The organism is Neisseria sp. (assembly GCF_030523955.1).
Taxonomy (GTDB): Bacteria; Pseudomonadota; Gammaproteobacteria; order Burkholderiales; family Neisseriaceae; genus Neisseria.
On the sequence record NZ_JAUNHL010000046.1, the window covers coordinates 1 to 23287 of the forward strand.

26 protein-coding genes and 1 tRNA gene are annotated in these 23287 nt (G+C 50.8%); 8 read left to right on the forward strand and 19 right to left on the reverse strand.

Annotation, left to right across the window (positions count from 1 at the left end; genetic code table 11):
* Window positions 1-95 precede the first annotated feature (95 nt).
* The 4 genes from Q4C79_RS09780 to Q4C79_RS09795 all read right to left on the reverse strand — a co-directional run bounded on the left by Q4C79_RS09780 (window position 96) and on the right by Q4C79_RS09795 (window position 3289).
* A tRNA-Gly gene (locus tag Q4C79_RS09780) sits at window positions 96-171 on the reverse strand.
* An 81-nt stretch (window positions 172-252) separates the two neighbouring features.
* Complete coding sequence (gene pgsA / locus Q4C79_RS09785) at window positions 253-822, reverse strand: CDP-diacylglycerol--glycerol-3-phosphate 3-phosphatidyltransferase (protein WP_303090833.1); 570 nt, start codon at window positions 820-822, stop codon at window positions 253-255.
* A gap of 131 nt (window positions 823-953) precedes the next feature.
* On the reverse strand, window positions 954-2792 hold the full coding sequence (gene uvrC / locus Q4C79_RS09790; protein WP_303090834.1) for an excinuclease ABC subunit UvrC: 1839 nt from the start codon (window positions 2790-2792) through the stop codon (window positions 954-956).
* Window positions 2793-2842: 50 nt separating this feature from the next.
* Window positions 2843-3289: a DUF4124 domain-containing protein gene (locus Q4C79_RS09795; protein ID WP_303090835.1), complete on the reverse strand. Its 447-nt coding sequence runs from the start codon at window positions 3287-3289 to the stop codon at window positions 2843-2845.
* 191 nt (window positions 3290-3480) lie between these two features.
* Between Q4C79_RS09795 and guaB the strand changes: the two genes are divergently transcribed.
* The 5 genes from guaB (at window position 3481) to Q4C79_RS09820 (ending at window position 8603) form a co-directional block, all read left to right on the forward strand.
* The gene (guaB, locus tag Q4C79_RS09800) at window positions 3481-4947 is read left to right on the forward strand and encodes an IMP dehydrogenase (RefSeq protein WP_303090836.1); all 1467 of its coding nucleotides are present in this window, start codon (window positions 3481-3483) and stop codon (window positions 4945-4947) included.
* Between the two features lie 287 nt (window positions 4948-5234).
* Window positions 5235-6521, forward strand: a complete 1287-nt coding sequence (gene eno, locus Q4C79_RS09805) for a phosphopyruvate hydratase (RefSeq protein ID WP_303090837.1) — start codon at window positions 5235-5237, stop codon at window positions 6519-6521.
* A gap of 12 nt (window positions 6522-6533) precedes the next feature.
* Window positions 6534-6818: a cell division protein FtsB gene (ftsB, locus tag Q4C79_RS09810; RefSeq protein ID WP_303090838.1), complete on the forward strand. Its 285-nt coding sequence runs from the start codon at window positions 6534-6536 to the stop codon at window positions 6816-6818.
* Window positions 6819-7478: 660 nt separating this feature from the next.
* The gene (locus tag Q4C79_RS09815) at window positions 7479-7982 is read left to right on the forward strand and encodes a dihydrofolate reductase (protein WP_303090839.1); all 504 of its coding nucleotides are present in this window, start codon (window positions 7479-7481) and stop codon (window positions 7980-7982) included.
* Between the two features lie 108 nt (window positions 7983-8090).
* Window positions 8091-8603, forward strand: coding sequence for an HAD domain-containing protein (locus tag Q4C79_RS09820; RefSeq protein WP_303090840.1), 513 nt, complete (start codon window positions 8091-8093; stop codon window positions 8601-8603).
* A 110-nt stretch (window positions 8604-8713) separates the two neighbouring features.
* Here Q4C79_RS09820 and Q4C79_RS09825 read toward each other — a convergent pair whose 3' ends face one another.
* From Q4C79_RS09825 to Q4C79_RS09850, 6 genes are all read right to left on the reverse strand, one after another.
* Entirely contained in the window at window positions 8714-9646 is a 933-nt protein-coding gene (locus Q4C79_RS09825) for a MetQ/NlpA family ABC transporter substrate-binding protein (RefSeq protein WP_303090841.1), read from the reverse strand.
* Between the two features lie 102 nt (window positions 9647-9748).
* Complete coding sequence (locus Q4C79_RS09830) at window positions 9749-10435, reverse strand: methionine ABC transporter permease (RefSeq protein WP_303090842.1); 687 nt, start codon at window positions 10433-10435, stop codon at window positions 9749-9751.
* Between the two features lie 2 nt (window positions 10436-10437).
* The gene (locus tag Q4C79_RS09835) at window positions 10438-11178 is read right to left on the reverse strand and encodes a methionine ABC transporter ATP-binding protein (protein WP_303090843.1); all 741 of its coding nucleotides are present in this window, start codon (window positions 11176-11178) and stop codon (window positions 10438-10440) included.
* A gap of 277 nt (window positions 11179-11455) precedes the next feature.
* The gene (locus Q4C79_RS09840; protein WP_303090844.1) at window positions 11456-12358 is read right to left on the reverse strand and encodes a metal ABC transporter solute-binding protein, Zn/Mn family; all 903 of its coding nucleotides are present in this window, start codon (window positions 12356-12358) and stop codon (window positions 11456-11458) included.
* On the reverse strand, window positions 12355-13242 hold the full coding sequence (locus tag Q4C79_RS09845) for a metal ABC transporter permease (protein ID WP_303090845.1): 888 nt from the start codon (window positions 13240-13242) through the stop codon (window positions 12355-12357). Before Q4C79_RS09845 ends, Q4C79_RS09840 begins: the two co-directional genes overlap by 4 nt.
* Before the next feature lie 97 nt (window positions 13243-13339).
* Window positions 13340-14065 (reverse strand): metal ABC transporter ATP-binding protein, encoded by a 726-nt coding sequence (locus tag Q4C79_RS09850; RefSeq protein WP_303090846.1) that lies wholly within the window; start codon window positions 14063-14065, stop codon window positions 13340-13342.
* Between the two features lie 338 nt (window positions 14066-14403).
* On the opposite strand from Q4C79_RS09850, the gene Q4C79_RS09855 reads away from it, so the two are divergent.
* Window positions 14404-14706, forward strand: a complete 303-nt coding sequence (locus tag Q4C79_RS09855; protein ID WP_303090847.1) for a DUF2288 domain-containing protein — start codon at window positions 14404-14406, stop codon at window positions 14704-14706.
* 275 nt (window positions 14707-14981) lie between these two features.
* Here Q4C79_RS09855 and ftsH read toward each other — a convergent pair whose 3' ends face one another.
* Together ftsH and rlmE are read right to left on the reverse strand one after the other, a co-directional pair.
* On the reverse strand, window positions 14982-17006 hold the full coding sequence (gene ftsH, locus Q4C79_RS09860) for an ATP-dependent zinc metalloprotease FtsH (RefSeq protein WP_303090848.1): 2025 nt from the start codon (window positions 17004-17006) through the stop codon (window positions 14982-14984).
* 74 nt (window positions 17007-17080) lie between these two features.
* A complete protein-coding gene (gene rlmE, locus Q4C79_RS09865; protein ID WP_303090849.1) occupies window positions 17081-17701 on the reverse strand; it encodes a 23S rRNA (uridine(2552)-2'-O)-methyltransferase RlmE in 621 nt (206 codons plus the stop codon).
* A gap of 112 nt (window positions 17702-17813) precedes the next feature.
* Here rlmE and yhbY point away from each other — a divergent pair, with 112 nt between their 5' ends.
* A complete protein-coding gene (gene yhbY / locus Q4C79_RS09870) occupies window positions 17814-18095 on the forward strand; it encodes a ribosome assembly RNA-binding protein YhbY (protein WP_303090850.1) in 282 nt (93 codons plus the stop codon).
* Window positions 18096-18172: 77 nt separating this feature from the next.
* On the opposite strand, the gene Q4C79_RS09875 is transcribed toward yhbY, so the two are convergent.
* From Q4C79_RS09875 to Q4C79_RS09900, 6 genes are all read right to left on the reverse strand, one after another.
* Entirely contained in the window at window positions 18173-18646 is a 474-nt protein-coding gene (locus Q4C79_RS09875) for a DUF4149 domain-containing protein (protein WP_303090851.1), read from the reverse strand.
* A gap of 547 nt (window positions 18647-19193) precedes the next feature.
* Window positions 19194-20060, reverse strand: coding sequence for a sugar nucleotide-binding protein (locus Q4C79_RS09880; RefSeq protein WP_303090852.1), 867 nt, complete (start codon window positions 20058-20060; stop codon window positions 19194-19196).
* A 129-nt stretch (window positions 20061-20189) separates the two neighbouring features.
* Complete coding sequence (locus Q4C79_RS13225) at window positions 20190-20630, reverse strand: fatty acid desaturase (RefSeq protein ID WP_368492231.1); 441 nt, start codon at window positions 20628-20630, stop codon at window positions 20190-20192.
* Window positions 20631-20655: 25 nt separating this feature from the next.
* Complete coding sequence (locus Q4C79_RS09890; protein ID WP_303090854.1) at window positions 20656-21066, reverse strand: thiol-disulfide oxidoreductase DCC family protein; 411 nt, start codon at window positions 21064-21066, stop codon at window positions 20656-20658.
* Window positions 21067-21099: 33 nt separating this feature from the next.
* Window positions 21100-21567 (reverse strand): DUF2269 domain-containing protein, encoded by a 468-nt coding sequence (locus Q4C79_RS09895; protein ID WP_303090855.1) that lies wholly within the window; start codon window positions 21565-21567, stop codon window positions 21100-21102.
* A gap of 3 nt (window positions 21568-21570) precedes the next feature.
* Window positions 21571-21975 carry a DoxX-like family protein gene (locus tag Q4C79_RS09900; protein ID WP_303090856.1) on the reverse strand — a complete coding sequence of 135 codons (405 nt, stop codon included), beginning with the start codon at window positions 21973-21975 and terminating at the stop codon, window positions 21571-21573.
* 47 nt (window positions 21976-22022) lie between these two features.
* On the opposite strand from Q4C79_RS09900, the gene Q4C79_RS09905 reads away from it, so the two are divergent.
* Window positions 22023-22169 (forward strand): hypothetical protein, encoded by a 147-nt coding sequence (locus Q4C79_RS09905; protein ID WP_303090857.1) that lies wholly within the window; start codon window positions 22023-22025, stop codon window positions 22167-22169.
* A gap of 395 nt (window positions 22170-22564) precedes the next feature.
* On the opposite strand, the gene Q4C79_RS09910 is transcribed toward Q4C79_RS09905, so the two are convergent.
* Complete coding sequence (locus Q4C79_RS09910) at window positions 22565-23083, reverse strand: GbsR/MarR family transcriptional regulator (protein ID WP_303090858.1); 519 nt, start codon at window positions 23081-23083, stop codon at window positions 22565-22567.
* Window positions 23084-23287: the final 204 nt, after the last annotated feature.

Sequence of the window (23287 nt, forward strand, 5' to 3'; positions counted from 1 at the left end):
CTCGCGACCTCAACCTTGGCAAGGTTGCGCTCTACCAACTGAGCTATTCCCGCATGGCTTATATTCTGTATTCGACATTTAGCGGTATAAATAAATGGAGCGGGAAACGAGTCTCGAACTCGCGACCTCAACCTTGGCAAGGTTGCGCTCTACCAACTGAGCTATTCCCGCGTTTCTATTGTCGAACAGAGTTAACAACGAAGCCGCTATTATAATTAATCTGTTTTTAATGTCAAGGGCGTTGTCTGAAATTTATCTGCCCAATTCTTTCCAGGCCATTTTAAGATAGTAAAACATCGACCACACGGTAAGAACAGAAGCAATAAACATCAAAATGTTACCGATTAAAATCAGATCAAGCCCGTAGAAATCTTGCATTCCTATCAGTAACAACAAAATAGCCGCCATCTGTGCCGTTGTCTTTAATTTACCTATAGTCGCGACAGCAACGCTATTACGCCTTCCCATCTGTGCCATCCATTCGCGCAGGGCGGAAATAGTGATTTCGCGGCCAATAATAATCATGGCATATAAGGCGGTGGTGCGGTCGAGTTTAACCAGCAAAATCAACGCTACCGCCACCATTAATTTATCCGCTACCGGGTCAAGAAAAGCGCCGAAGTCGGAAGTTTGTTTCCAACGGCGCGCGAGATAACCGTCAAACCAGTCGGTAACCGCGGCCGCGGCGAAAATAATAGCAGCGGCCCAGTTAATGGTTTGAGGATCCAGCCAATATTTAATCGGCGGATAAAATAAGACAGTAAACACGGGTATCATCAATACCCGCATCCACGTCAACATAATTGGAATATTCCAAGGCATAAGTTGCTCTCAATCGTTTTTTCAGACAGGCCTCTTTGCTTATCCTATGCCTGTCTGAAAGAAAATAAGCGGTTTTATTATATCTCAATAGATAAGGCTTTAGACCGGATAAGCGCTTGCCGCTGCTGGCCTTAATGTAAAGTATCGTATATTTTTTCCGCCAACGCTTTGCTGATTCCCTCGGTTTGCGCCAAATCTTCTACGCTGGCGGCCATCACACCGCGCAAGCCGCCGAAACGGGTCAACAATGCTTGGCGACGCTTGCTGCCTATGCCGGGTATCTCGGCCAGAGAAGAAGTGATGCGCGCTTTGTCGCGTTTTTTACGATGGCCGGTAATGGCGAAACGGTGAGATTCGTCGCGGATAGTTTGTAATAAATGCAAGGCCGGGCTGTTGGACGGTAACTGGAACGTTTTGCCGCTAAAGGGCAATATCAGCTCTTCCAAACCTGCTTTGCGTTCCGGCCCTTTGGCAATACCCAAGAGCGGGATTTGCAATCCTAATTCCGCCCATACTTCTAAGGCAACGCCGATCTGCCCTTTACCGCCATCTATCAACACCACATCGGGCCAGCGTACGGATTCCCCGTTAGCCTCGGCTTCGCTCATCTTGCCATAACGGCGGGTAAGCACTTCACGCATCGCGGCATAATCATCGCCGGCTTTGGCGGTAGTGATGTTGTAACGGCGGTATTGCGAGGGTTGGATGTTTTCTTCATCGTACACCACACAGGAAGCTACGGTAGCCTCGCCTTGCGTATGGCTGATATCGAAACATTCCAAGCGGTTTAAATCGTCCGGATTCATTTCCAGCACTTGTGCCAATTCGTCCAAACGAGCGCTTTGCTTGCCGTGTTGCAACAGATGTTGTTGGATGGCCAATTTGGCATTTTGTTCTGCCATTTTCAACCAAACTTTGCGCGAGCCTATGGTATGCGAAACAAACTGGATGTTTTTGTGATGCTCGCTGTTGATCGCTTCTTGTACGCTTTCTGGAACGGCAAAATTGCTGATAATGATATCGGGCTTGGCTTTGCCCAGATAGTGCTGCGCCACAAAAGCCTCACCGAACTCCTGTATTTCAGGCACACCTTCGCCGCCCGCAGCGGGAAAAAAGCTTTTGTCGCCGACATGACGTCCCCCACGTACACTTACCCAATGCACGCATACCACTCCGCCTTCTGCCGCCAGCGCCAAAATATCGATATCCTGTGCGCGTTCGGGCTTGTTGCTGTCTACATATTGCTGCGATTGCACCAAACCCAGTGCCCGAATCTGATCTCGATAAAGCGCTGCCTCTTCGAAATTCAAGTCCTGCGCCGCCTGCTGCATTTTTTGGTGCAGTATCTGGGTAAGCTCGTCGGTTTTACCATTGAGAAAAGCCACCGCCTGTTGCACATCCGCCTGATAAGTCTCTTCGCTGATATGGCCCACACATGGTCCGGAACAGCGTTTAATCTGGTAAAGCAAACATGCGCGGTCACGATGTGCAAATACGCTGTCTTCACACGTTCTCAAGCGGAATACTTTCTGCATAATCTGGATACTGTCCCTCACCGCATAGCTGTTGGGGTAAGGGCCGAAATACTGGTTACCTTTTTTCAGACTGCCGCGGTAATATGCCATTTGCGGAAACGAGTGACCGCTCAACATCAAATAAGGATAGCTTTTATCGTCTCTAAACAGAATATTGTATTTGGGCGATAAGGCTTTGATGAAATTGTTTTCCAGAATCAACGCTTCGACTTCAGAGCGGGTAACAGTGGTTTCCACCCGTTCTACCTGTTTGACCATCAATGTGATACGCGGCGAATGGTCGTTTTTCTGGAAATAGCTGCTCACGCGGCGCTTCAGATTCACCGCTTTGCCCACATACAAAACCTGCCCATTTTTATCGAGCATGCGATAAACACCGGGCAGGTTAGGCAGGTTTTTCAGAAATATATTCAGATCAAAATTATCGGCGTTCATAAAACCCGTGTTATTTTCAGACAGGCATCCGCCTTAACGGGCAGCCCGGATTAATTGCAATATTTAGCAATATCGGCATCATAACGTGCAATCAGGTCTGCTCGATTGGCCGTGCGTGCCGATTCGGCAAACGAGCGGTTCAATTTGGCAGTTTTGCAGTTATCCGCCTGCTGTTGCTTGTTTTTTTCTTCAATTTCTTTGTTTTTCTTTTCGATTTCTTTATTTTTTTCGTTAATCTGTTGATTAACTTTAGCTTGTTCGTCTACTAAAGAAGTTTCTCCCGAAGCGGCTTTTACGGCAGGCGCGCTAGGTGCCGAAGTACGGGTACGGACGTTTACGCGCTGGGTTTGTTGGCTGTATTTCAAATTCGGAGGGGCATCGGAGTAACTGGAAGTACCTTTATTGCTTTTCCAATTATAAACATCGGCTGCATAAACCGTACCTGCTGCCAGCAACATCCCTACTAAAGACAGTTTCGCAAGTGAAGTAATGTGCATAATCACGCTCTTTCTCTTTTAATTTAAGAATGATTGAAGAGTTATTGAAGCCAATCATTTTACTGGCTAAATTTTCCGCTGTCATGGCATGCGTTAAAAAATGGTGTTTTTTCATCCGCCACATTTACCAAAGCGCATCGGATTTGCTACAATATAGTGCATCATGCACAAACCGAAAGCCTAATTGCATCATGCGTATCGTAGAAAAAGCCTATACTTTTGACGACGTGCTGCTGGTTCCCGCTCATTCCAGCGTTTTACCTCGCGACGTTTCCCTCTCTACTCAACTCACCCGCGATATCCGCCTCAATCTCCCCCTTCTTTCCGCTGCAATGGATACAGTTACCGAAGCCCGTTTAGCCATCTCGATGGCCCAAGAGGGCGGCATCGGCATTATCCACAAAAATATGTCTGCCGAGCAGCAAGCACATGCCGTCAGCAAGGTTAAACGCCATGAAAGCGGTGTGGTTAAAGATCCGGTAACCATCGGCCCGAACATGCTGATCGGCGAGTTGTTGGCAATGCTCTCCCAACGCAAACGCAAGATGTCCGGCCTGCCGGTAGTGGAAAACGGCAAGGTGGTGGGCTTGGTAACCAACCGTGATTTGCGCTTTGAAAAACGGCTGGACCAACCGGTTTCCGCCATTATGACGCCACGTGATCGCTTGGTAACCGTGCCCGAAGGCACCAGTATCGAAGATGCGCGCGAAATCATGCATGAACACAAAGTAGAGCGCGTTTTGGTGTTAAATGAGAAAGACGAGCTCAAAGGCCTGATTACCGTTAAAGACATCCTGAAAACCACCGAATTTCCCAATGCCAACAAAGACAGCGAAGGCCGCTTGCGCGTCGGTGCGGCGGTTGGCGTCGGTCCCGATACCGATGAACGGGTAAAAGCATTGGTAGAAGCCGGTGTAGACGTTATCGTGGTCGATACTGCACACGGTCACAGCCAAGGCGTACTCGATCGCGTAAAATGGGTGAAGCAAAATTACCCGCAGGTTCAAGTAATCGGCGGAAACATTGCTACTGCACAAGCGGCGCGCGATCTGGTCGCGGCCGGTGCGGATGCCGTTAAAGTCGGTATCGGCCCTGGCTCCATTTGTACCACCCGTATCGTAGCCGGCGTAGGCGTTCCACAGTTAACCGCTATCCATAATGTAGCCACAGCCTTGGCCGGCACAGGTGTACCGCTGATTGCCGACGGCGGCATCCGTTTCTCCGGCGATGTGGCCAAAGCTTTGGCAGCGGGCGCCTCTTGCGTGATGTTGGGCGGCATGTTTGCCGGCACCGATGAAGCACCGGGCGAGATCGAACTTTATCAGGGACGCTCTTATAAATCTTACCGCGGCATGGGTTCGCTGGGCGCAATGAGCCAAGGCTCTTCCGACCGCTATTTCCAAGACAGGCAAGAAAATGCCGACAAATACGTGCCGGAAGGTATTGAAGGCCGTGTACCCTATAAAGGCCCGATTGTGCAGATTATCCACCAACTGGTGGGCGGTTTGCGCTCCAGCATGGGCTATCTCGGCTGCAAAAGCATCACCGAAATGCATGAAAAAGCAGAATTTGTGGAAATTACTTCGGCCGGCATGAGTGAATCGCATGTTCACGATGTACAAATCACCAAAGAGGCACCGAATTACCACGTCCGCTAACAATCAATGTCTGTGTAGCTAAAATGAAATCTTGCAAAGCTACAATGGAACTGATGAGACAGTGCAAGCACGGTTATGTTCTCCGCTTTCTTTGAGAAAATACCGGCCGTATTAAAAACATTGATATGAAACAATTTTCCTATCAATCACTGATTAAACGCTCGTTCGCTTAAGCTTTAATCAGTATAATTTTAATGTGTAATATTGTTTCAGACAGGCATGGTTTGCCTAAATGGCCTGTCTGAAAATATATATCTATCCCCAATAACGAAATGGAGAATGCTGCAATGAGCGCTATTATCGATATTTTCGCCCGTGAAATCCTGGATTCACGCGGCAATCCGACTGTTGAGTGTGACGTATTGCTGGAATCCGGCGTAATGGGTCGCGCCGCCGTGCCCTCCGGCGCCTCTACCGGCCAAAAAGAGGCTTTGGAACTGCGTGACGGTGATAAAGGCCGTTACTTGGGCAAAGGCGTATTGAAAGCAGTAGAAAACGTCAACAACGAAATCGCCCAAGCCTTGATCGGTGTAGACGCTTCCGAGCAAAGCTATATCGACAAAATCATGTTGGACTTGGACGGTACGGATAACAAAGGCCGCTTGGGCGCAAATGCCACTCTGGCCGTTTCCCTGGCCGTTGCCCGTGCCGCAGCAGAAGATGCCGGCCTGCCGCTTTACCGCTATCTGGGCGGTGCCGGCCCGATGGCTTTACCGGTTCCGATGATGAACGTAATCAATGGCGGCGAACATGCCAACAACAGCCTGAACATCCAAGAATTCATGATTATGCCGGTGGGCGCAAAAAGCTTCCGTGAAGCGCTGCGTTGTGGTGCCGAGATTTTCCATGCACTGAAAAAACTGTGCGACAGCAAAGGCTTCCCGACCACCGTAGGTGACGAAGGCGGTTTTGCACCCAATCTGAACAGCCATGAAGAAGCGCTGCAACTGATGCAGGAAGCTACTGCCGCCGCCGGCTACACAGCAGGTGAAGACGTATTGTTCGCACTCGACTGCGCTTCCAGCGAATTCTATAAAGACGGCAAATACCATCTGGAAGCCGAAGGCAAAGCCTATACCAGCGAAGAATTTGCCAACTATCTGGCTGATTTGGTTGCCAAATACCCGATTATCTCCATCGAAGACGGCATGGACGAAAACGACTGGGAAGGCTGGAAACACCTCACCGACAAACTGGGCAAAAAAGTGCAGCTGGTCGGCGACGATCTGTTTGTAACCAACCCGAAAATCCTGGCCGAAGGCATTGAAAAAGGCTTGGCCAATGCCCTGTTGGTGAAAGTGAACCAAATCGGTACCTTGAGCGAAACCCTGAGAGCAGTAGACTTGGCCAAACGCAACCGCTATGCCAGCGTAATGAGTCACCGTTCCGGCGAAACCGAAGACAGCACCATTGCCGATTTGGCAGTTGCCACCAACTGCATGCAAATCAAAACCGGTTCTCTGAGCCGCTCAGATCGCATGACTAAATACAACCAACTGCTGCGTATCGAAGAAGAGTTGGGCGAAGCTGCCTACTATCCCGGTAAAGCTGCGTTTTACCAGCTGAACAAATAAGGTAAGCCGCGCATGAAATGGGTGACAGTCTTCCTGACCTGCTGCATTCTCGTCTCGCAATACCATCTTTGGTTCGCCAAGGGCGGTTGGAACGATATGTGGCGTTTGGAAAACGAAGTAACGGCTCAGGAAACTGAAAACAATATGCTAATCCTGCGTAATAACGCACTCTCCGCCGAAGTAAAAGACTTGGCGGAGGGCAAGGATGCTATTGCAGAAATCGCCCGAGTAGATCTGGGTTATATCCAAGATGGTGAAATTTATTACCGCATGGTGGATGCCCGCCGCGGTAATTAAATGAAATCTACCATTGCGGCAATATTAATCATCAGTATGCCTGTCTGAAAACATTTATAATAATTTCAGACAGGCATTTCTTTAATTGAATAATTATTAACGTTGCTCAAAACAATCAATCAGAGGCTTTTACAACATAGCCATTTTTAGTGACTTAAATTCAGAATAGTACAGCCTCACCTTGCCACACTATATCGGATTTAATTAACTTTCGATACAAGGCAGCAAGCCGCAGACAGTACACACGTATGGAACCGATTCTGTTGCCGCTTCAGCGGCTTACAAAATCGTTCTCTTTGAGCTAAGGCGCAGCAACGCCGTATCGAAGTTAAGTTAATTGGCTATATTCTGTACTGTCTGTGGCTCGGCGCCTTATACTATTCTGAATTTAAGTCACTATAATTAATCAGCAATATCCAAGAAAACTATTTCAATTAGATCGCAAATAGTTTATTCATCTTGAAAGCGTGTTCAAAATAAGACACCAGCATTTATTCTTCCCCCAAACATCACTCGAACGGTAAAATATGCAATAAAGCATAAAATCATGTGATATATTTATAAAATCTAATTTGTGCCAAATTACATAACCTACCGATGTCCATCAAATAATTGGATCAATCCTTTGGCAGCCGTTACCAGATTTTTCGGGAAAAACTTATGCCCCAAATCACCTTGATCGCAGCCTACGCGCGTGATTATTGCATTGGCATCGACAACCGTATGCCATGGCACTTACCGGAAGACTTTCAATTCTTCCGTAACTATACCACAGGCAAGCCGGTCATCATGGGGCGGAAAACTTGGGAGTCATTACCGCGTAAGCCGCTGCCAGGCCGTCGTAATATTGTGGTTAGTCGGCAAACCAATTATCCAGCCGAAGGAGCCGAAGTAATATCCGACCTCACTACAGCCCTAAGCACTTGCGATGAAGTACCTGAAATTATCATCATGGGCGGTGCTCAGATTTATCAGCAAGCGATGCCGTTGGCGACCGACTTGAGAATAACGGAAATTGATTTGGAAGTAATAGGCGACGCTTTTTTTCCGACGATAGATCCCGCTATCTGGCAGGAAGTATCCCGCAAACCTCACATCTCAACTGACGGTTTACGTTTTGATTTCGTACATTACTGCCGAATATCCGAACTACATAACCGATAGTTTGATTGAAGCAGATTTTTCCCAGAAAACATTGTAAGATAAGCGCTTCTGTCTGGGCGTGCTTTCATAATAATATTGCCCGGCAAACTACGGTTGCGAGAACGAAAAATGATTTTATTTTTAGACTTTGACGGTGTACTCCACCCTTGGGATCCGAAAACCAACTTAAACGAAAAGCAGATGTTTTCCCTGAAACCTTTATTGGAAAACACACTGCGTAACTTTCCCGACGTTGAAATCGTGATCACCTCCAGTTGGCGCCAAAAATATTCCCTAGAAAAATTACGCCATTTATTTTCTGCCGAATTCTCTTCGCGCATCATCGGCGTTACCCCTCCTACCCGCCGCGATGAGCGCGGTCGTTACCCCAACGGCTGTCGTGGTCAGGAAATCTTGAAATGGCTGTATCAAAACCGCCGCAATGTCGATCAATGGCTTGCTCTAGATGATTTGGAATGGATGTTTGAACCGGCTTTACGCAACCGTTTGATTCTATGCGACTCAGCTACCGGCCTCACCGAACAGAAAATCAACGAACTGGAGCAACGTCTGAAAGAAATGATGTCCGGTAACATTACACTACCAGCAGCCAAAAGTTCCTTGCAACAGGAACAAGCCTGATCGTTTCATTTATCCGAACCTTTTTCGACCTATTACTAACCTAAATTAAAATAATAAACGCCGTCCGATTCTTTCGGACGGCGTTTGGATTTTTCAACTGAACCCGTGCATTATTTAGAAGCGGCGGATGCAGCAGCGGTAGAAGCCGCTTCAGCTTTCGCGCCTTGAACCGCATTCATACCCCAAACTTCAGGATATTTATAGCCTGCAAAACGGGTTTGCGCATATTTTTTGAAATCGTCGGAATTATAAACCGCTTCAACGTCTTTCAACCATTTGGCATCTTTATCAGCGGTTTTTACGGCAGACCAGTTTACATAAGCGTAGCTCGGTTCTTGGAACAGCGCCTCGGTCAATTTAATACCTGAGCTGGTGGCATAGTTACCATTGATGATGGCAAAGTCAACATCTTGGCGACTGCGTGGCAATTGGGCAGCTTCCAGTTCAACGATTTGGATGTTTTTCGGGTTAGACGCAATATCTTTTTTCGATGCGGTCAGCGGATCGACATTGTCTTTCAGTTTCACCCAGCCCAATTCGTTCAACATTACCAATGCGCGTGCGAAATTAGACGGATCGTTCGGTGCGGAAACACTGCTGCCTTCTTTCACTTCATCCAAAGATTTGGCTTTGCCCGGATACAGGCCCAGCGGCGCGGTCGGTACTTGGAAAACTTCTACCAAATCCAGCTTGTGTTCTTTCTTGAAATCATCCAGATACGGTTTATGTTGGAAAATATTAATATCCAACTCACCTTGCGCCAGTGCCTGGTTAGGGCGGACATAATCGGTAAACTCCACCAATTCAACTTGGTAGCCCTGCTTTTCCAACGCAGGTTTTACTTGGTCGCGTACCATGTCGCCGAAATCGCCGGCAGTGGTACCGAATACGATTTTGCTTTTCTCGGCGGTCGGCTGTGAAGCAGCGGCGGAAGCGCCTGAAGCGGCCGGTGCCGCAGTTTGGTTTTGTCCGCCGCAAGCAGCCAAAGCAAAGGCGATCACGCCGGCAGAAACGGTTTTGAACAATACAACATTGGTTTGCATATCAAACTCTCCTGAAATCAATCATACTTAGGTATTAAAAAGTTGTTTATGAAATGCCTGTCTGAAAATTTCTGCAACGGTTTTCAGACAGGCATTCGATACTTAACGTTTGTCTAATTTGCGGGCAATACGGTTGCCTGCGCTCTGAATCACAATCACCGCCAGCACCAGCACCGCCACAATAAACACCATCACATCGGTTTGGAAACGGTGATAACCGTAGCGTACCGCCAAATCACCCAAGCCGCCGCCGCCGATCATGCCGGCCGCCGCGCTGTACGACAGCAGACCGATGGTTAAAACGGTGATGCTCAGCACCATGCCGGAGCGCGCTTCCGACAGCAACACCTTGAAAATAATCGTCATCGGCGACGCCCCCATGCTGGTGGCCGCCTCGATTATGCCGCGCGGCACTTCGCGCAGGTTCTGTTCCACCAAGCGGGCGAAATAGAACATACCGGATACCGACAAAATCAGTGAAGCGGCCACCGGGCCTATGCTTTTGCCGATAATCAGCAAGGTTAGCGGCCCCATCGCCACCATCAGGATGACAAACGGAAAGGCACGGATCAGGTTAATTACGTTATCCAAAATCTTATTGAGGGTCGGACTGAAAAACAGCATATGATTGCCGGTCGCAAACATGCCGATTCCCAGCAGTGTACCGAAAAACACCGATGCCGGTACGGAAATACCCAGCATCACCACCGTTTCCCAGGCAGCTTTGAGAATTTCATCCTGCATCCCCCACAAATTATCGACAGCTTGCGCTAAAGTCAGCTCCGCCATATTCAATCCTCCCGAATCAGTTCACGACCGATTTCGGATAGGGCGTGGATTTGGTTGTTTTTCACTTCTACGACTTCCAAGAGTTTACCCTCGTGCAGCAGCGCGGTACGGTCGCACAAGCGGCGGATAACGCTCATCTCGTGGGTAACGATAACGATGGTGACGTTAAATTGTTTGTTAATGTCTTCCAAACAGGCCAGTACGCTGCGGGTAGTGGCCGGATCCAGCGCCGAAGTAGGTTCGTCTGCCAAAATCACATGCGGGCTGGGAGCCAACGCGCGGGCGATACCGACCCGTTGTTTCTGGCCGCCCGACAATTGCGCCGGATAATGTTGGGAGCGGTCGCTCAACCGCACAATCTCCAAACATTCGGCCACCCGCTCGCGGATTTTCTGTTTGTCCCAACCGGCCACTTCCAACGGAAAGGCTACATTCTGTTCTACGGTGCGGTTGCTCAACAAATTGAACTGCTGGAAAACCATGCCGATATTCTGGCGCGCCCGGCGCAAATCAGCCGGTGAGAGCGCAGTCAAATCCTGATTGCCGACCATCACACGGCCTTGGTCAGGCCGCTCCAAGAGATTAATCAAGCGCAACAATGTGGATTTACCTGCGCCCGAATAACCCATCAAACCGAAAATTTCGCCCTGGCGTATGGTAAGGCTGGTCGGCTCTACAGCGGTAAACCAGCTCTGATTATCGCGGCTGCGGTAGCGCTTGCTCACCTGTTCCAGAACAATCATTCTATATTTTCTTTCTTGATAATAACTAAAGTTTCATTTAAATATAACGATGCCCGATCGTGTTTACACACAACCGGGCTAAAATATAACAGCTTAAATGAAAAACTCTGTACGCTTTAGCTGTTTTAACGCCCGCAAGCTGTGTCAAATCGGCGTAATTCAATAGGCGTTATTAAACGCGAAAAACACTGCTTTGTCAACAAGACTATGATGCCTGTCTGAAAAATTTTCAGACAGGCATCAATCAGTTAGCAAGGTTTATTACCCATTTTTGCAATTATTTCATCGCATCGGTCAATACCCGTACATTATAGCGGTACATATTGATATAAGTATTGGCCGGTGCACCGCTGCTCAATGCATCGGAATACAATTTTCCGCCGACTTTGCTACCGGTTTCCTGGGCAATCTTATCCACCATGCGGGTGTCTTTAATATTCTCGGCGAAAATTGCGCGTATGCCTTCTTGTTTCACTTGCCGGATAATTGCCGCCACCTGCTTGGCCGAAGGTTCAGCTTCGCTGCTCACACCCTGCGGCGACACAAAAGAAACGGCATAGCGTTTACCCATATAAGCAAACGAATCATGACCGGTCAATACCTTGCGCTTGGCCTGCGGAACGGCATTAAACTGGCTTCGGGCATAGCTGTCCAATTTAACCAACTCGCCCGAATAATCTTTCAAGCGTTTCAGGTAATAATCTTTTCCGGCCGGATCGGCCTTAATCAATGCCACCGCCACATTCGAAGCGTATTTCTGCATCAACACCGGATCGGTCCAGACATGGGGATCAAATTCTCCGTGATCATGATCATGGCCATGATCGTGGCCATGCCCGCCTCCCTCCGGCGCGGCCAGCGGCTTGATGCCGGCAGTTGCTTCTGCATACGGCACTTTGCTCTGCTTGACCGCACGCATCATCTCGGCTTTTTCCAAGCCCAATCCATTAACCAACACCAATTTGGACGCACGGATTTTCTTCACATCCGCCGCAGTCATATGATAAGCGTGGCTATCCTGATTGGCTCCGACCAAGTTAACCACCGCCACGCGCTCGCCACCAACCTGCTTTACCACATCACCCAAAATACTGAAGCTGCTCACCACCGGCAAAGGCTCCGCCGCCACTGCGCCGGAAAACAGCATCAAACCCAATCCGCTTATCCAATATTTTTTCATAAAGGCTCCTGATATTGATGGTGTTTACCGCGGCGCAACCAACGCATAAGCACGCCGCTCTCCCACCCGAAAATAACCGAAAAAAGATATAAAGCGCCGCAAAACAGAATAATTGCAGGCCCGGAAGGAATTTCCACATAATAAGAAAACAACAAGCCTGCCGTGCCGCACAGTAAGGCGAACCCCACCGCCAGCAGCATCAGGCCGCCCAAACTTTTCACCCACAAGCGTGCGGTAATCGCCGGCAGCATCATCAAGCCCACCGACATCAGCGTGCCCAAGGCTTGGAAGCCGGCAACCAAATTCATCACCACCAATACCAAAAACAACAGATGCCACAAGCCGCCCTTACCGTTTACCGCTTTCAAAAACAGCGGATCGATGCTCTCCAACACCAAGGGGCGGTAAATCACCGCCAACGTCAGCACGGTAATACTGGCGCTGGCCGCCACCAAACGCAGCGCGGGTAAATCCACCGCCAACACCGAGCCGAACAACAAATGCAGCAAATCGATATTACTGCCGTTGGTACTCACCAGAATCACGCCGATGGCCAAGCAGGTGAGGTAAAACGCAGCAAAGTTGGCGTCTTCCTTCACTTGGGTAAAACGGCTGGCCAAACCCGCGAGCAAAGCCATCAACATACCGGCGATAAATCCGCCTATGCTCATGACCGGCAAGCTCAAGCCGCCGATCATATAGCCTACCGCAGCGCCCGGCAGCACCGCATGGCCCAACGCATCGCCGACCAAGCTCATCCGCCGCATGGTCAGAAACACACCGACCGGTGCGCCGGATACCGCCAAAAACAGCACCGAAGCGAGCGCATAGCGCATAAAATCAAATTCGGCAAACGGCGCAATCAAATAATCGTATGGATTCATTGGAACTCAATATCGGTTTTCAGACAGGCCTATCTATGCCTGTCTGAAAATATTATTCTTTAATGGCATGACAGCCGCAAACATTCCGCCTGCCGCTTCAAGCCGCGCACCATTGTGCACTTTCCACTCTATGCATCGCTGCTGATGCCTTTTGCAGCCATTCGTCGGTCAATACCGCGTCCGTTTTGCCGGCTGCTATTTTTTCCCGGGCAATCAGAAGCGTATTCGGAAAATACGCCCGCACCTGTTCATAATCATGCAATACCGCAATCACCGCCTGCCCGCTTTGATGGCATTGGCGCAGCACTTCCAGCAAAGCATAAGTCGTGCCCGCATCCACCGCATTAAAAGGCTCGTCCAGCAACAAAAACTTGGCATTTTGCACCAACATGCGGGCAAACAGCACTCGCTGGAACTGTCCGTTGGATAAATGACCGATTTGGCGGTCGGCATAATCGAGCATTTCCACCCGCGCCAGAGCCGTGCGCACCCGCTCTTTTTGTTTGGCACTCACGCGGCCGAAAAAGCCGATTTCATACCACAAACCCAAAGCCGCCAATTCAAACACCGTCATCGGCAAGCTGCGGTCTATATCCGACTGCTGCGGCAGATAAGCAATATCGCTGCGCGCAATACCGTTCCACACCACCGAGCCGGTATCGGCCTGCAACAAGCGCATCATCGCCTTCAGAAGCGTTGACTTACCAGCGCCGTTGGGGCCGAATACCGCCCACATTTCACCCTGCCCGAAGCAGATATCCAAATGGTGGACCGCCGGCTTGCGCTGATAACTGACGGTCAGATTCACGACATCAATATTCATGCCACCGCCCAAAAATATGCGCCCCAAATCAGCGCCAACACCGCCGATGCCAACAGCAAACGCTGCGGCAAACCGGCCAACAAAATATTCATGATTTCCCTTAACCCACTGCAAACCGAAGCATTTGCATCCGCCAAGACCATTGCCGGATACTGGAAACAGCAAAACTGCCGGCACAATTACGGCAGCTTCTATGTTGTAAATGATACTGTATAACATTCCACTTGTAAACCGTCTTACCGATCCGCTTTTTCAGACAGGCATTCGTGATGCGCCCTAGCGAAGCTTTTCCGCTATAATCCCCATCTGTTTAACCATATATCCATGCCGAAACCATCATGTCCGAACCCTATCTGCAAGAAAAACTCAATTTGGAAACCGCCCGTATCGCTTGGCAGGAATTACAACCGCATTTCGCCCGTGGCGCCGCCGTTTTCGTCGATGCCGGGCTTGATCTCTTAACCGTGGCCAAATGGATGGCCGAAGACAATAGTGCGGAAATCGGCAAACTGATGCAGCAACAGCAGTTCGGCTTGGTTAGTGAAGAGCAGGCGCACGAATTCTTACACAACAATCAAGAAATGTGGGCATTGGTAATCGCACCATGGGTATTGGTGCAGCCGATACACGAAGCAAAATAAGCAAGCAATAAAACAATGCCTGTCTGAAATATTCAGACAGGCATTGTTTTATCCAAATGAATCGAATGACCTTGATATAGCAGATTTAATTAATTTTCGATACAAGGCAGCAAGCCGCAGACAGTACAAGTAGTACGGCAAGGCGCAGCAACGCCGTAGCGAAAGTTAAGTTAATCTGCTATATCAGGCAGAAACGCCGTAGCGCAAGTAAACCGCATACAAATAAAAAACAGCCCGTACATCCATAACCGGGCTGTTCATTTCATAACTAGCTATTAAGAGCGATCTTTATCAACAACTTCGCCTTCACGCGGCTCCTCGGCATCATCGGTTCGTACCTGCTTATGCTCAGCCGGTACCGCTTGCGTGGCTTGAGGAGTCTGCCGAATTGGCTCATTTGGCGCAGGGTCGAGGTCATTGGGAACGTCTACCACAATTTCCTGATCATCATCTTTGCGAATGTTGTGGCTGTAATCCTTAGGCGGACTAGGCTGCTTACCCGCCATGATTTCCAACACTTGATCACGGTCGATGGTTTCCCATTCCATCAAGGCCTTGCACATGGTTTCCATTTTATCCCGGTTGTCTTCCAGGATTTTTTGGGCGATGGCGTATTGTTCGTCCAGAATACGACGCACTTCGGCATCCACATCCTGCTGGGTTTTTTCCGAAATATGCTGCGAACGGGTGACACTTCGGCCCAAGAACACTTCGCCTTCGTTCTCCGCATACACCATCACGCCCATTTTGTCGCTCATACCGTAGCGGGTAACCATCTCGCGGGCAATTTGGGTTGCGCGCTCAAAGTCGTTGGAAGCACCGGTAGAAATTCTGCCGACAAACAAATCCTCGGCAATACGGCCACCGAACAAAATCGAGATTTGGTTCAGCATCTGATCTTTATACATGCTGATGCGGTCTCGTTCCGGCAACTGCCAAGTCAAACCCAACGCACGACCGCGCGGCATAATGGTAACTTTATGCACCGGATCAGTGCCTTCCAGGCTTTCCGCTACAATCGCATGTCCGGACTCATGGTAAGCCGTCGCACGTTTCTCGTCCTCATGCATCACCATAGAGCGGCGCTCAGGGCCCATGTAGATTTTATCTTTGGCATCTTCAAAATCGCTTTGGTCGACTTTGGTTTTATTGCGGCGACCGGCAAACAGGGCGGCTTCATTCACCAAGTTGGCCAAATCGGCGCCGGAAAAACCGGGCGTACCGCGCGCCAGCGACACCAAATCCACCGAAGCATCCAAAGGTACTTTTTTGGCATGTACGTTCAGAATCTGCTCACGGCCGCGGATATCGGGCAACGGCACCACCACTTGGCGGTCGAAACGGCCGGGGCGTTGCAAAGCAGGATCGAGTACGTCGGGACGGTTGGTAGCGGCAATCACGATTACGGTCTGATTGCTCTCGAAGCCGTCCATTTCCACCAGCAACTGGTTCAAGGTTTGTTCGCGCTCGTCGTTACCGCCGCCCAAGCCGGCACCGCGTTGGCGACCCACGGCATCGATTTCATCGATAAAGATAATACAGGGCGCATTTTTCTTAGCCTGTTCGAACATATCGCGTACGCGGCTGGCACCCACACCGACAAACATCTCAACGAAATCGGAACCGGAAATGCTGAAAAACGGCACTTGTGCTTCACCGGCAATCGCTTTGGCCAGCAGGGTTTTACCGGTACCCGGGCTGCCCGCCAGCAAAATGCCGCGCGGCACACGGCCGCCCAAGCTTTGATAGCGGTTTGGCGCTTTCAGGTAATCAACGATTTCCTGTACTTCTTCTTTAGCCTCGTCGCAACCGGCGACATCTGCGAAAGTGACGCGGTTGGTGTCTTTATCCAGCAGCTTGGCGCGGCTTTTACCGAACGAGAACGCGCCGCCTTTACCGCCGCCGCCCGCCTGCATGCGCATGAAATAAAACCACGCACCAATCAGCAGCAGCACCGGCAACAGGCTGAAGAACAAGGCTTGCAGCTGGCTCGGTTTTTCTTCCGGCGTAACCTTCAGATTAACCTTGTTTTCCAGCAAAGTCGCCACCAAGGCATCATCCAAGGGGGCATTGGTGAAGAACTGTGTCTTATCACTGCGCTCGCCTTTGATGATGTAGCCGCTCATCACCGAACCTTCGATGTTGGCATTGGTTACTTCGCCCTTTTTCACCTGATTGATGAATTCGGAATAAGTAATTTGTTGTTTGTTTTCCTGCTCTTTGGTAATCGCATTGAAGGCGGCCATCAAACCGACCGCCAACGCCAACCACACCAACAGGTTTTTAATGGTACTCCCCACTGAAACAGGCTCCCATATACGCTAATAAAATTTAAAAATGGAAAAACGGATTGTAATTCAGACTCACTACCTTGTCAGCGTTTATTTTTCCCCAGTAAATAAATCTCGCTGGAGCGGTTGCGTGAGGCATCCGGTTTGCGCGTTTGCACCGTTTGGAATAAGGATCGCAGTTCGTTCAGGTATTCCTGATATCCCGCTCCCTGAAACACCTTCACCAAGAAATGGCCGCCGGGTTTCAAATGTTCGCGCGCAAAATCCAATGCCAACTCGCATAAATAAAAGCTTCGCGCCTGATCCGTTACGCTATTGCCGCTCATATTGGGTGCCATATCGCAAATAACAAGGTCTAATTCCCGATTATTCAACAAGGCTTCAAACTCGGCCAATACTTCGTTTTCCCGAAAGTCTCCCTGAATAAAAGAAACGCCGGCTATCGGCTCCATAGGCAAAATATCCAGCGCAAACACTGCGCCGTTTTTGCCCACTAAAGCGGCGGCCACTTGCGACCAACTTCCGGGCGCGCTACCCAAATCGGCCAGCACGGTACCTGGTTTGATCAATTTATCTTTTTCATTGATTTCCAATAGCTTATAAGCCGCTCGCGCACGGTAACCGTCTTTTTGTGCCTGATGCACATAATGATCGTTAACATGCTCATTAAGCCAAGCTTTGGAAGATTTGGAACGGACGGACATGACGTTTTTGAACAACAAGAATAAAAAATCGTTGGGAACGAATATTATATGTGATTTTTCATACCCGCTGGCGTAAAATACATTCTTTTAACCGAGCAAACATCCAATCAACATGAGCGACAAACTCAACACCAAAGACATCCTGGCGCTGAAAGCCCGCGCGCACCACCTTAGCCCGGTAGTCATGATCGGCCAACACGGATTAACGGAGTCGGTCATCAAAGAAACCGACAACGCATTAAACGCCCACGAGTTAATCAAAGTACGCGTATTGGGCGATGAGCGCGACGAACGAGTGGCGATTGCCGAAGCTTTATGCGAAGCAGTAAATGCGCAATTGGTGCAACACATCGGCAAATTACTGGTACTCTGGCGCAAACGTCCCGAAGAATAACTGCCGGTCTTTATTTCAAATGCCTGTCTGAAAACCGAAAAGCCATTTTCAGGCAGGCACTTTATTCATAACTGATGTTATCGGTAGGCTGGTTTACTAGCAGCCAAACGAAGATAATAAATACACAAACCTGCGCCCAACAAACTGCAAACCAGGTAAATCGTGCTCGACACACCGTGCCACATCCCGAAATTACCGCCAACCAAATCCAGCAACCACGTGCTTGCACCCTCTTTCAGCGCCTTAATCACCGGTGTAACCGCAAATTGGTTGATGCCCAACAGCATAATCAGTCCCCCCATCCAAGAAAGGCCGGAAGGCAGATTGCCGCGGCGCTCAAAACCGTAATCCGCCGCACCGGTACGGATGGTAAAGTACGCCACCGTCCAGGCAAACAAGCCCAGATAAGCCACCAAATCAAAAAGTTCGCCGGCCAGTTTACCGGCCAGGATACGGTCGAGCGATTTAAATAAAACGGGGGTTACCACATAACCTACGGTGAGCTGCATGCCCAGCCAAGTGCTGATTAAAAACGCCGATAATCTATTCATTATTCATCCTCTTGCGAACACGGGTGCGGGGTAAGGTTCCACTCCGTATCTTTTCAAAAACGGTATATCATGCCCGATTTCGACCTGTCAATCCGCCGTTTATCAATGATAATGCCTGTCTGAAAATGAGTTTTCAGACAGGCAGAGACCTTTTATTTCCCCGGTAGGATAACGCACATCATAACCGAACGATTCAATGACCGAGTCATACGTTCTGGGCGGTGGATTGTAGTTGCGTATTTTTTCGAATTAAAGCCGGGGGAATCATCGTACTTCAACCAAATGCGCCATCCTGTTGAGCAAACTAACCGGATAACCACCCAAATTACCGATAAACGGTGCAGGCTCCGGAATCACGACTTTACGGTCATGGGTGTTGGCTGGCCAATCGGCAGGTGATAGCAGCAAAATACCGATTAGACCAATAACAGAAGCAAATATTGAACATTTCGTTTTTACTGTATTAGGGTCTGTCGACAATTAATACAGCAGCCCTGACCACCGGCCACCGTATGCCGGCAACAGGGATTTCCGCCACATCCGGACTTCAGGCTGCCTGAAAACCGGCTGCCGCCTGTGTCATCTGTGCAAAGGCTTCAGCCGGCGCCGGCGCGTGCCCGAGCAAGTCGGCAAATGCCCGGTTATCGGCACAGGAACCCTGTTGCAACAAGGTGATGCTGGCCGGACTAAGCACCCCGTTGCTCAGCACATTGGCCAGCGGCAGCATCGGCTTGATCAGACCCAAGGGGAGCGACCACACGGTCAACGGTGGCTTGTGGTGCAGAGTTTGGCGCAGTACGTCCAAATAGGCAGCCAGGGTCATCACCCGACCGCCGGTCATCGCCACCACCTGACCGGCCGCATCCGCCTGTTCGGCCAATGCCGCCAAGCCGGCAGCCACCTCGGTCACATGCACCGGTTGCAGCAAAAAACGGCCGCCGTCGGGCAGCACCAGTACCGGCAGGCGCGCCAATTTGATGAACAGTTCACAACTCACCCCGCCGCGGCCATACACAACAGAAGGGCGGGCCACCGCCACTTCCAGCCCGCTGGCCTGTACCGCCGCATCACCACGCCCCTTGCTGCCGACAAAAGCCACCGGCTGCGCCTCATCGGCACCCAGTGCAGAGAGCTGCACCCAACGGCGCACCCCGACGGCCTGCGCCTGCATCGCCAGCAAGGCCGGCGTATAGTGGTGGATTTGTTCCAACACCGAAGCATGGCGGCTCATTACGCCCACAGCGTTGACCACTACCTCCTGCCCCTGCAACAGCAGACGGGCGGCGGCAGCATCCGGCCGCATCCAGTCGACATCACGGCGGCTGGGTATGGTGACCTCATGCCCGCGCTGCCGCAAACAGGCCGCCAAATGACGACCTACAAAACCGCTGCCACCAAAAATCAGGATTTTCATGGTTATACCTTTCGTTTCAGTTTCATATGAATGATAAGTTGGAACGTGTCGCCCCAATCTGGACTCAATCAAAATCACATCAGAATGACCCCGCGCAGGCGGTGGCTTCAATGCTTGGGAACCTTTGCTTCAGGCAGCCGTTGGCCATTGCCGGCCGGCAGACCTAGCCGGTACCAGCACCCGCTGCCCGGTCCACTCCGGCGCTACCGCATCGAGCCGGCGCGCCAGCTCCGGCAAATGATTGGCTGGCACCCGGGAAAACAAATGGTGTTCGACGTGATACAGCAAATACACGGTGACACAGTTGACCCAGCGCCGCCGCTCGGTACGGGAAAAAACGCCGTCGGGATCGCAGCCGCGGTGTACCGACCACACGGCAAAAAGACCGACTGCCGCTGGTAAGCATCGTGTGCCTGACGCAGCGCACACAGAAAGAACATGAATGACATCGGCAAAGCCCACGGCCAAGCACTGTTGGCTGCCAGATAAGCGGATGCGGCCAGCCACGGCCAGGACAAGAACACATTGGTCAGGCGCTGGCGACGGCTGAGTACCAGCAAGTCGTGCCATTCAAGCTCAGGCTGCAGCAACCGGTTCATGATGATCTCCGACGTGACGGCGGCACCAGGCATTGGCCATCCTCGCACTGCGGCCGCGGCAGCAGCCAGCGCGGCAGGTAGTAGCGGTAACGGGCAAACAGCGGATAACCCCAATCCGATAACGAACGCAGCAGCGGCCAGTTCCAGATGCGGGTCAGAGGCCGGCCGTCGCACTCGCGGTACATAATGCGCAAGGCCGGCATGCCGGCAATCACCCGTCCGCTGTGATCCACCACATGCAGCAGGGTCATCGCGGCCGTACAGTCGATACCGTAGGCAGCCAGCAGCGCCTCGTTGCCCTGAACCGGCACCGTCTCCAGACTGCCGGAACGGTTTTGCTCACGCACCAGCGCCATTTCGCGGATGCAGATAGGACATTCATTGTCGTAAAATATTCGATATTGCACATTCATGGTTTTTGCTCCTGTTCTTAGTCAACCTCAAGCCGGTTTGAACACCATCAGAAAATAAATCACCACCGTGGCACAAAATGCGGGATAGCCCAGCAACTCCCAACGGCGGGCATAACGCCAGTAAGCCGCCGGCATATCGCTGCCCGTTTGATGTGCCGCTTGCGCCAGCTTGGCCATTTTCAATTGCAGCCACACCACCGGCAGCCAGCAGGCTCCGGCCAGCGCATACAGCGCCAATGTCAGCCAAATCCAGGTCGCCGTCAGCGGCCAGCCCATGTGTTGCGCCAACCACAACCCGGACAGGGGCTGGAAAATCACCGCCGGCGTGGTGAACCACCAGTCGGCACGGCACACCCAGCGAGCCACCACCGACTGTGCCGTCACCGAACCGCTACGGTTGGCCCAAAACAGGTAAAACGCGGTGCCAAAACCGGTACCCACCATCAGGGTGGCCGACAAAATGTGCAGGGTTTTCACCGTAAAATAGAGACTCATGATTCACACCCCCGGATGCGCCGCACAGTGGCGGTATAGATAAAACATCAATGCCATGATCGGCAGGTTTTTCAACAATGGGGCAAACGGATGCAGCCAGTTTTCCGGCAGCCCCACTGCAATCAGCAGGCTGTAGGCCGCCACCGTGGCCAACTGCCAGACCCACAGCGCAGCCCGACGGCGGGTGGCCGGCAACAGGGAACAGACACCAAACAATAAATCCAGCAGCGAAGCGGCCAACAGCAGCGGCCACTGCCCCCAGTCCGGCACCCCCAAATCGGCGAGCAAATCCAGCGATGTCTGGGTGGTGGTCAACAGCGGTTGCAGCCCGCTCCACAGCCACAGCACCCCCAGAGACAGCGGCAAATAGCCGGCAACGGGATCATGCTTTACGGTCAGCGCATTCATGTCACTACTCTCACTTGACCGGCAGTGAACAGGCCAAGACCAAGGCAATGCAACCACCCAACAGCACACTGCCCCCCAACTCCAGCAGTGTCGGCATCTCTGCCACCCAATCGCGATTGTTGATCTCCACTGCCGCCAGTACGACGATACACAAGAGACTGCACATCGCCCCGCCCACCGTGGCTTCGGCATAGCTCCATCCACTGCGACGCGCCCACCGCGCGCCCCAGCAGGGCATACACCGTCACCCCCCTAATCGCAGGGTAAGTCTCGGCGGCATAAACGGCCTGTTCTGTTATTGATGTTTTATTTTCATGTCTGTAATTTCTGTCAAAAGAGAAATTCATTGGTAAAATTTTTTACCACCCGTTGTTCCGGTTTCAGGCAACCGGCGGCAGGCTGCTTGAAACCTTAGCGTAAGCTCAATTAGAGCGTGTAGTCAGAAAGCATTGCGGCGGTATTTTTGGTTAAAATCTGCATCTGCGGCGTTAAAAATGCGCGCAAGATGTTCAATCTTGCTGTGCTTTTTGCCTTGCATCTGCGGATTTTTCCTCAAAAAACCGCTTCGCAAGCATTATGCCTACACGCTCTAACGCAACAACTTCTGAATGCTGGCTCCCAGTTTCAGCACCTTAGCCAGCGTGCTGGTGGAAAGCTTGAGCATCTCATTGGCCCAACTGGTGAGCGTGCTGACAAAATCATGCGTTTGACGGATGCGTTGGCGCACTGCCTCATTTTCCTGGGCAAATTCCGGGCTGTCGATCAAACCTTGCAAAAAACGCACCGTCGGTTCGATTTCGCGGCGCTGGCGTTCAGCCACAATGATGCGGAACAGTGCCCACACATCGTCGCTAGTGGCAAAATGATCGCGGCGGTCACCCAGAATGTGTACCGTGTGCACCAACTGCCAGCTTTGCAACTCCTTGATGCTGTTGGAGACATTGGAACGCGCCACACCCAAGGTTTCCACGATTTCATCGGCATTCATCGGACGCCCCATAATATAGAGCAGAGCGTGGATTTGCGACACGGTGCGGTTCACCCCCCACTGGGTACCCATTTCACCCCAGTGCAGCACAAATTTTTCAGTGGTCGGATTCAGTTTCATGCGTTGAATATACACAAAACTGTTATTTCTGTCAATACAGAAATAACAGTTAAAATATCAACAAAAACATACCACGCGATAGACAAGTGAGTGTGCAGCGCACAACGAAGAAATGCGCTGCAGATAAGGATTACTAAATATCGACTACCCCATCCAAACGGTTATCTGAACAATCAAGGTAACCGTTTTTTCATTTTCAGACGT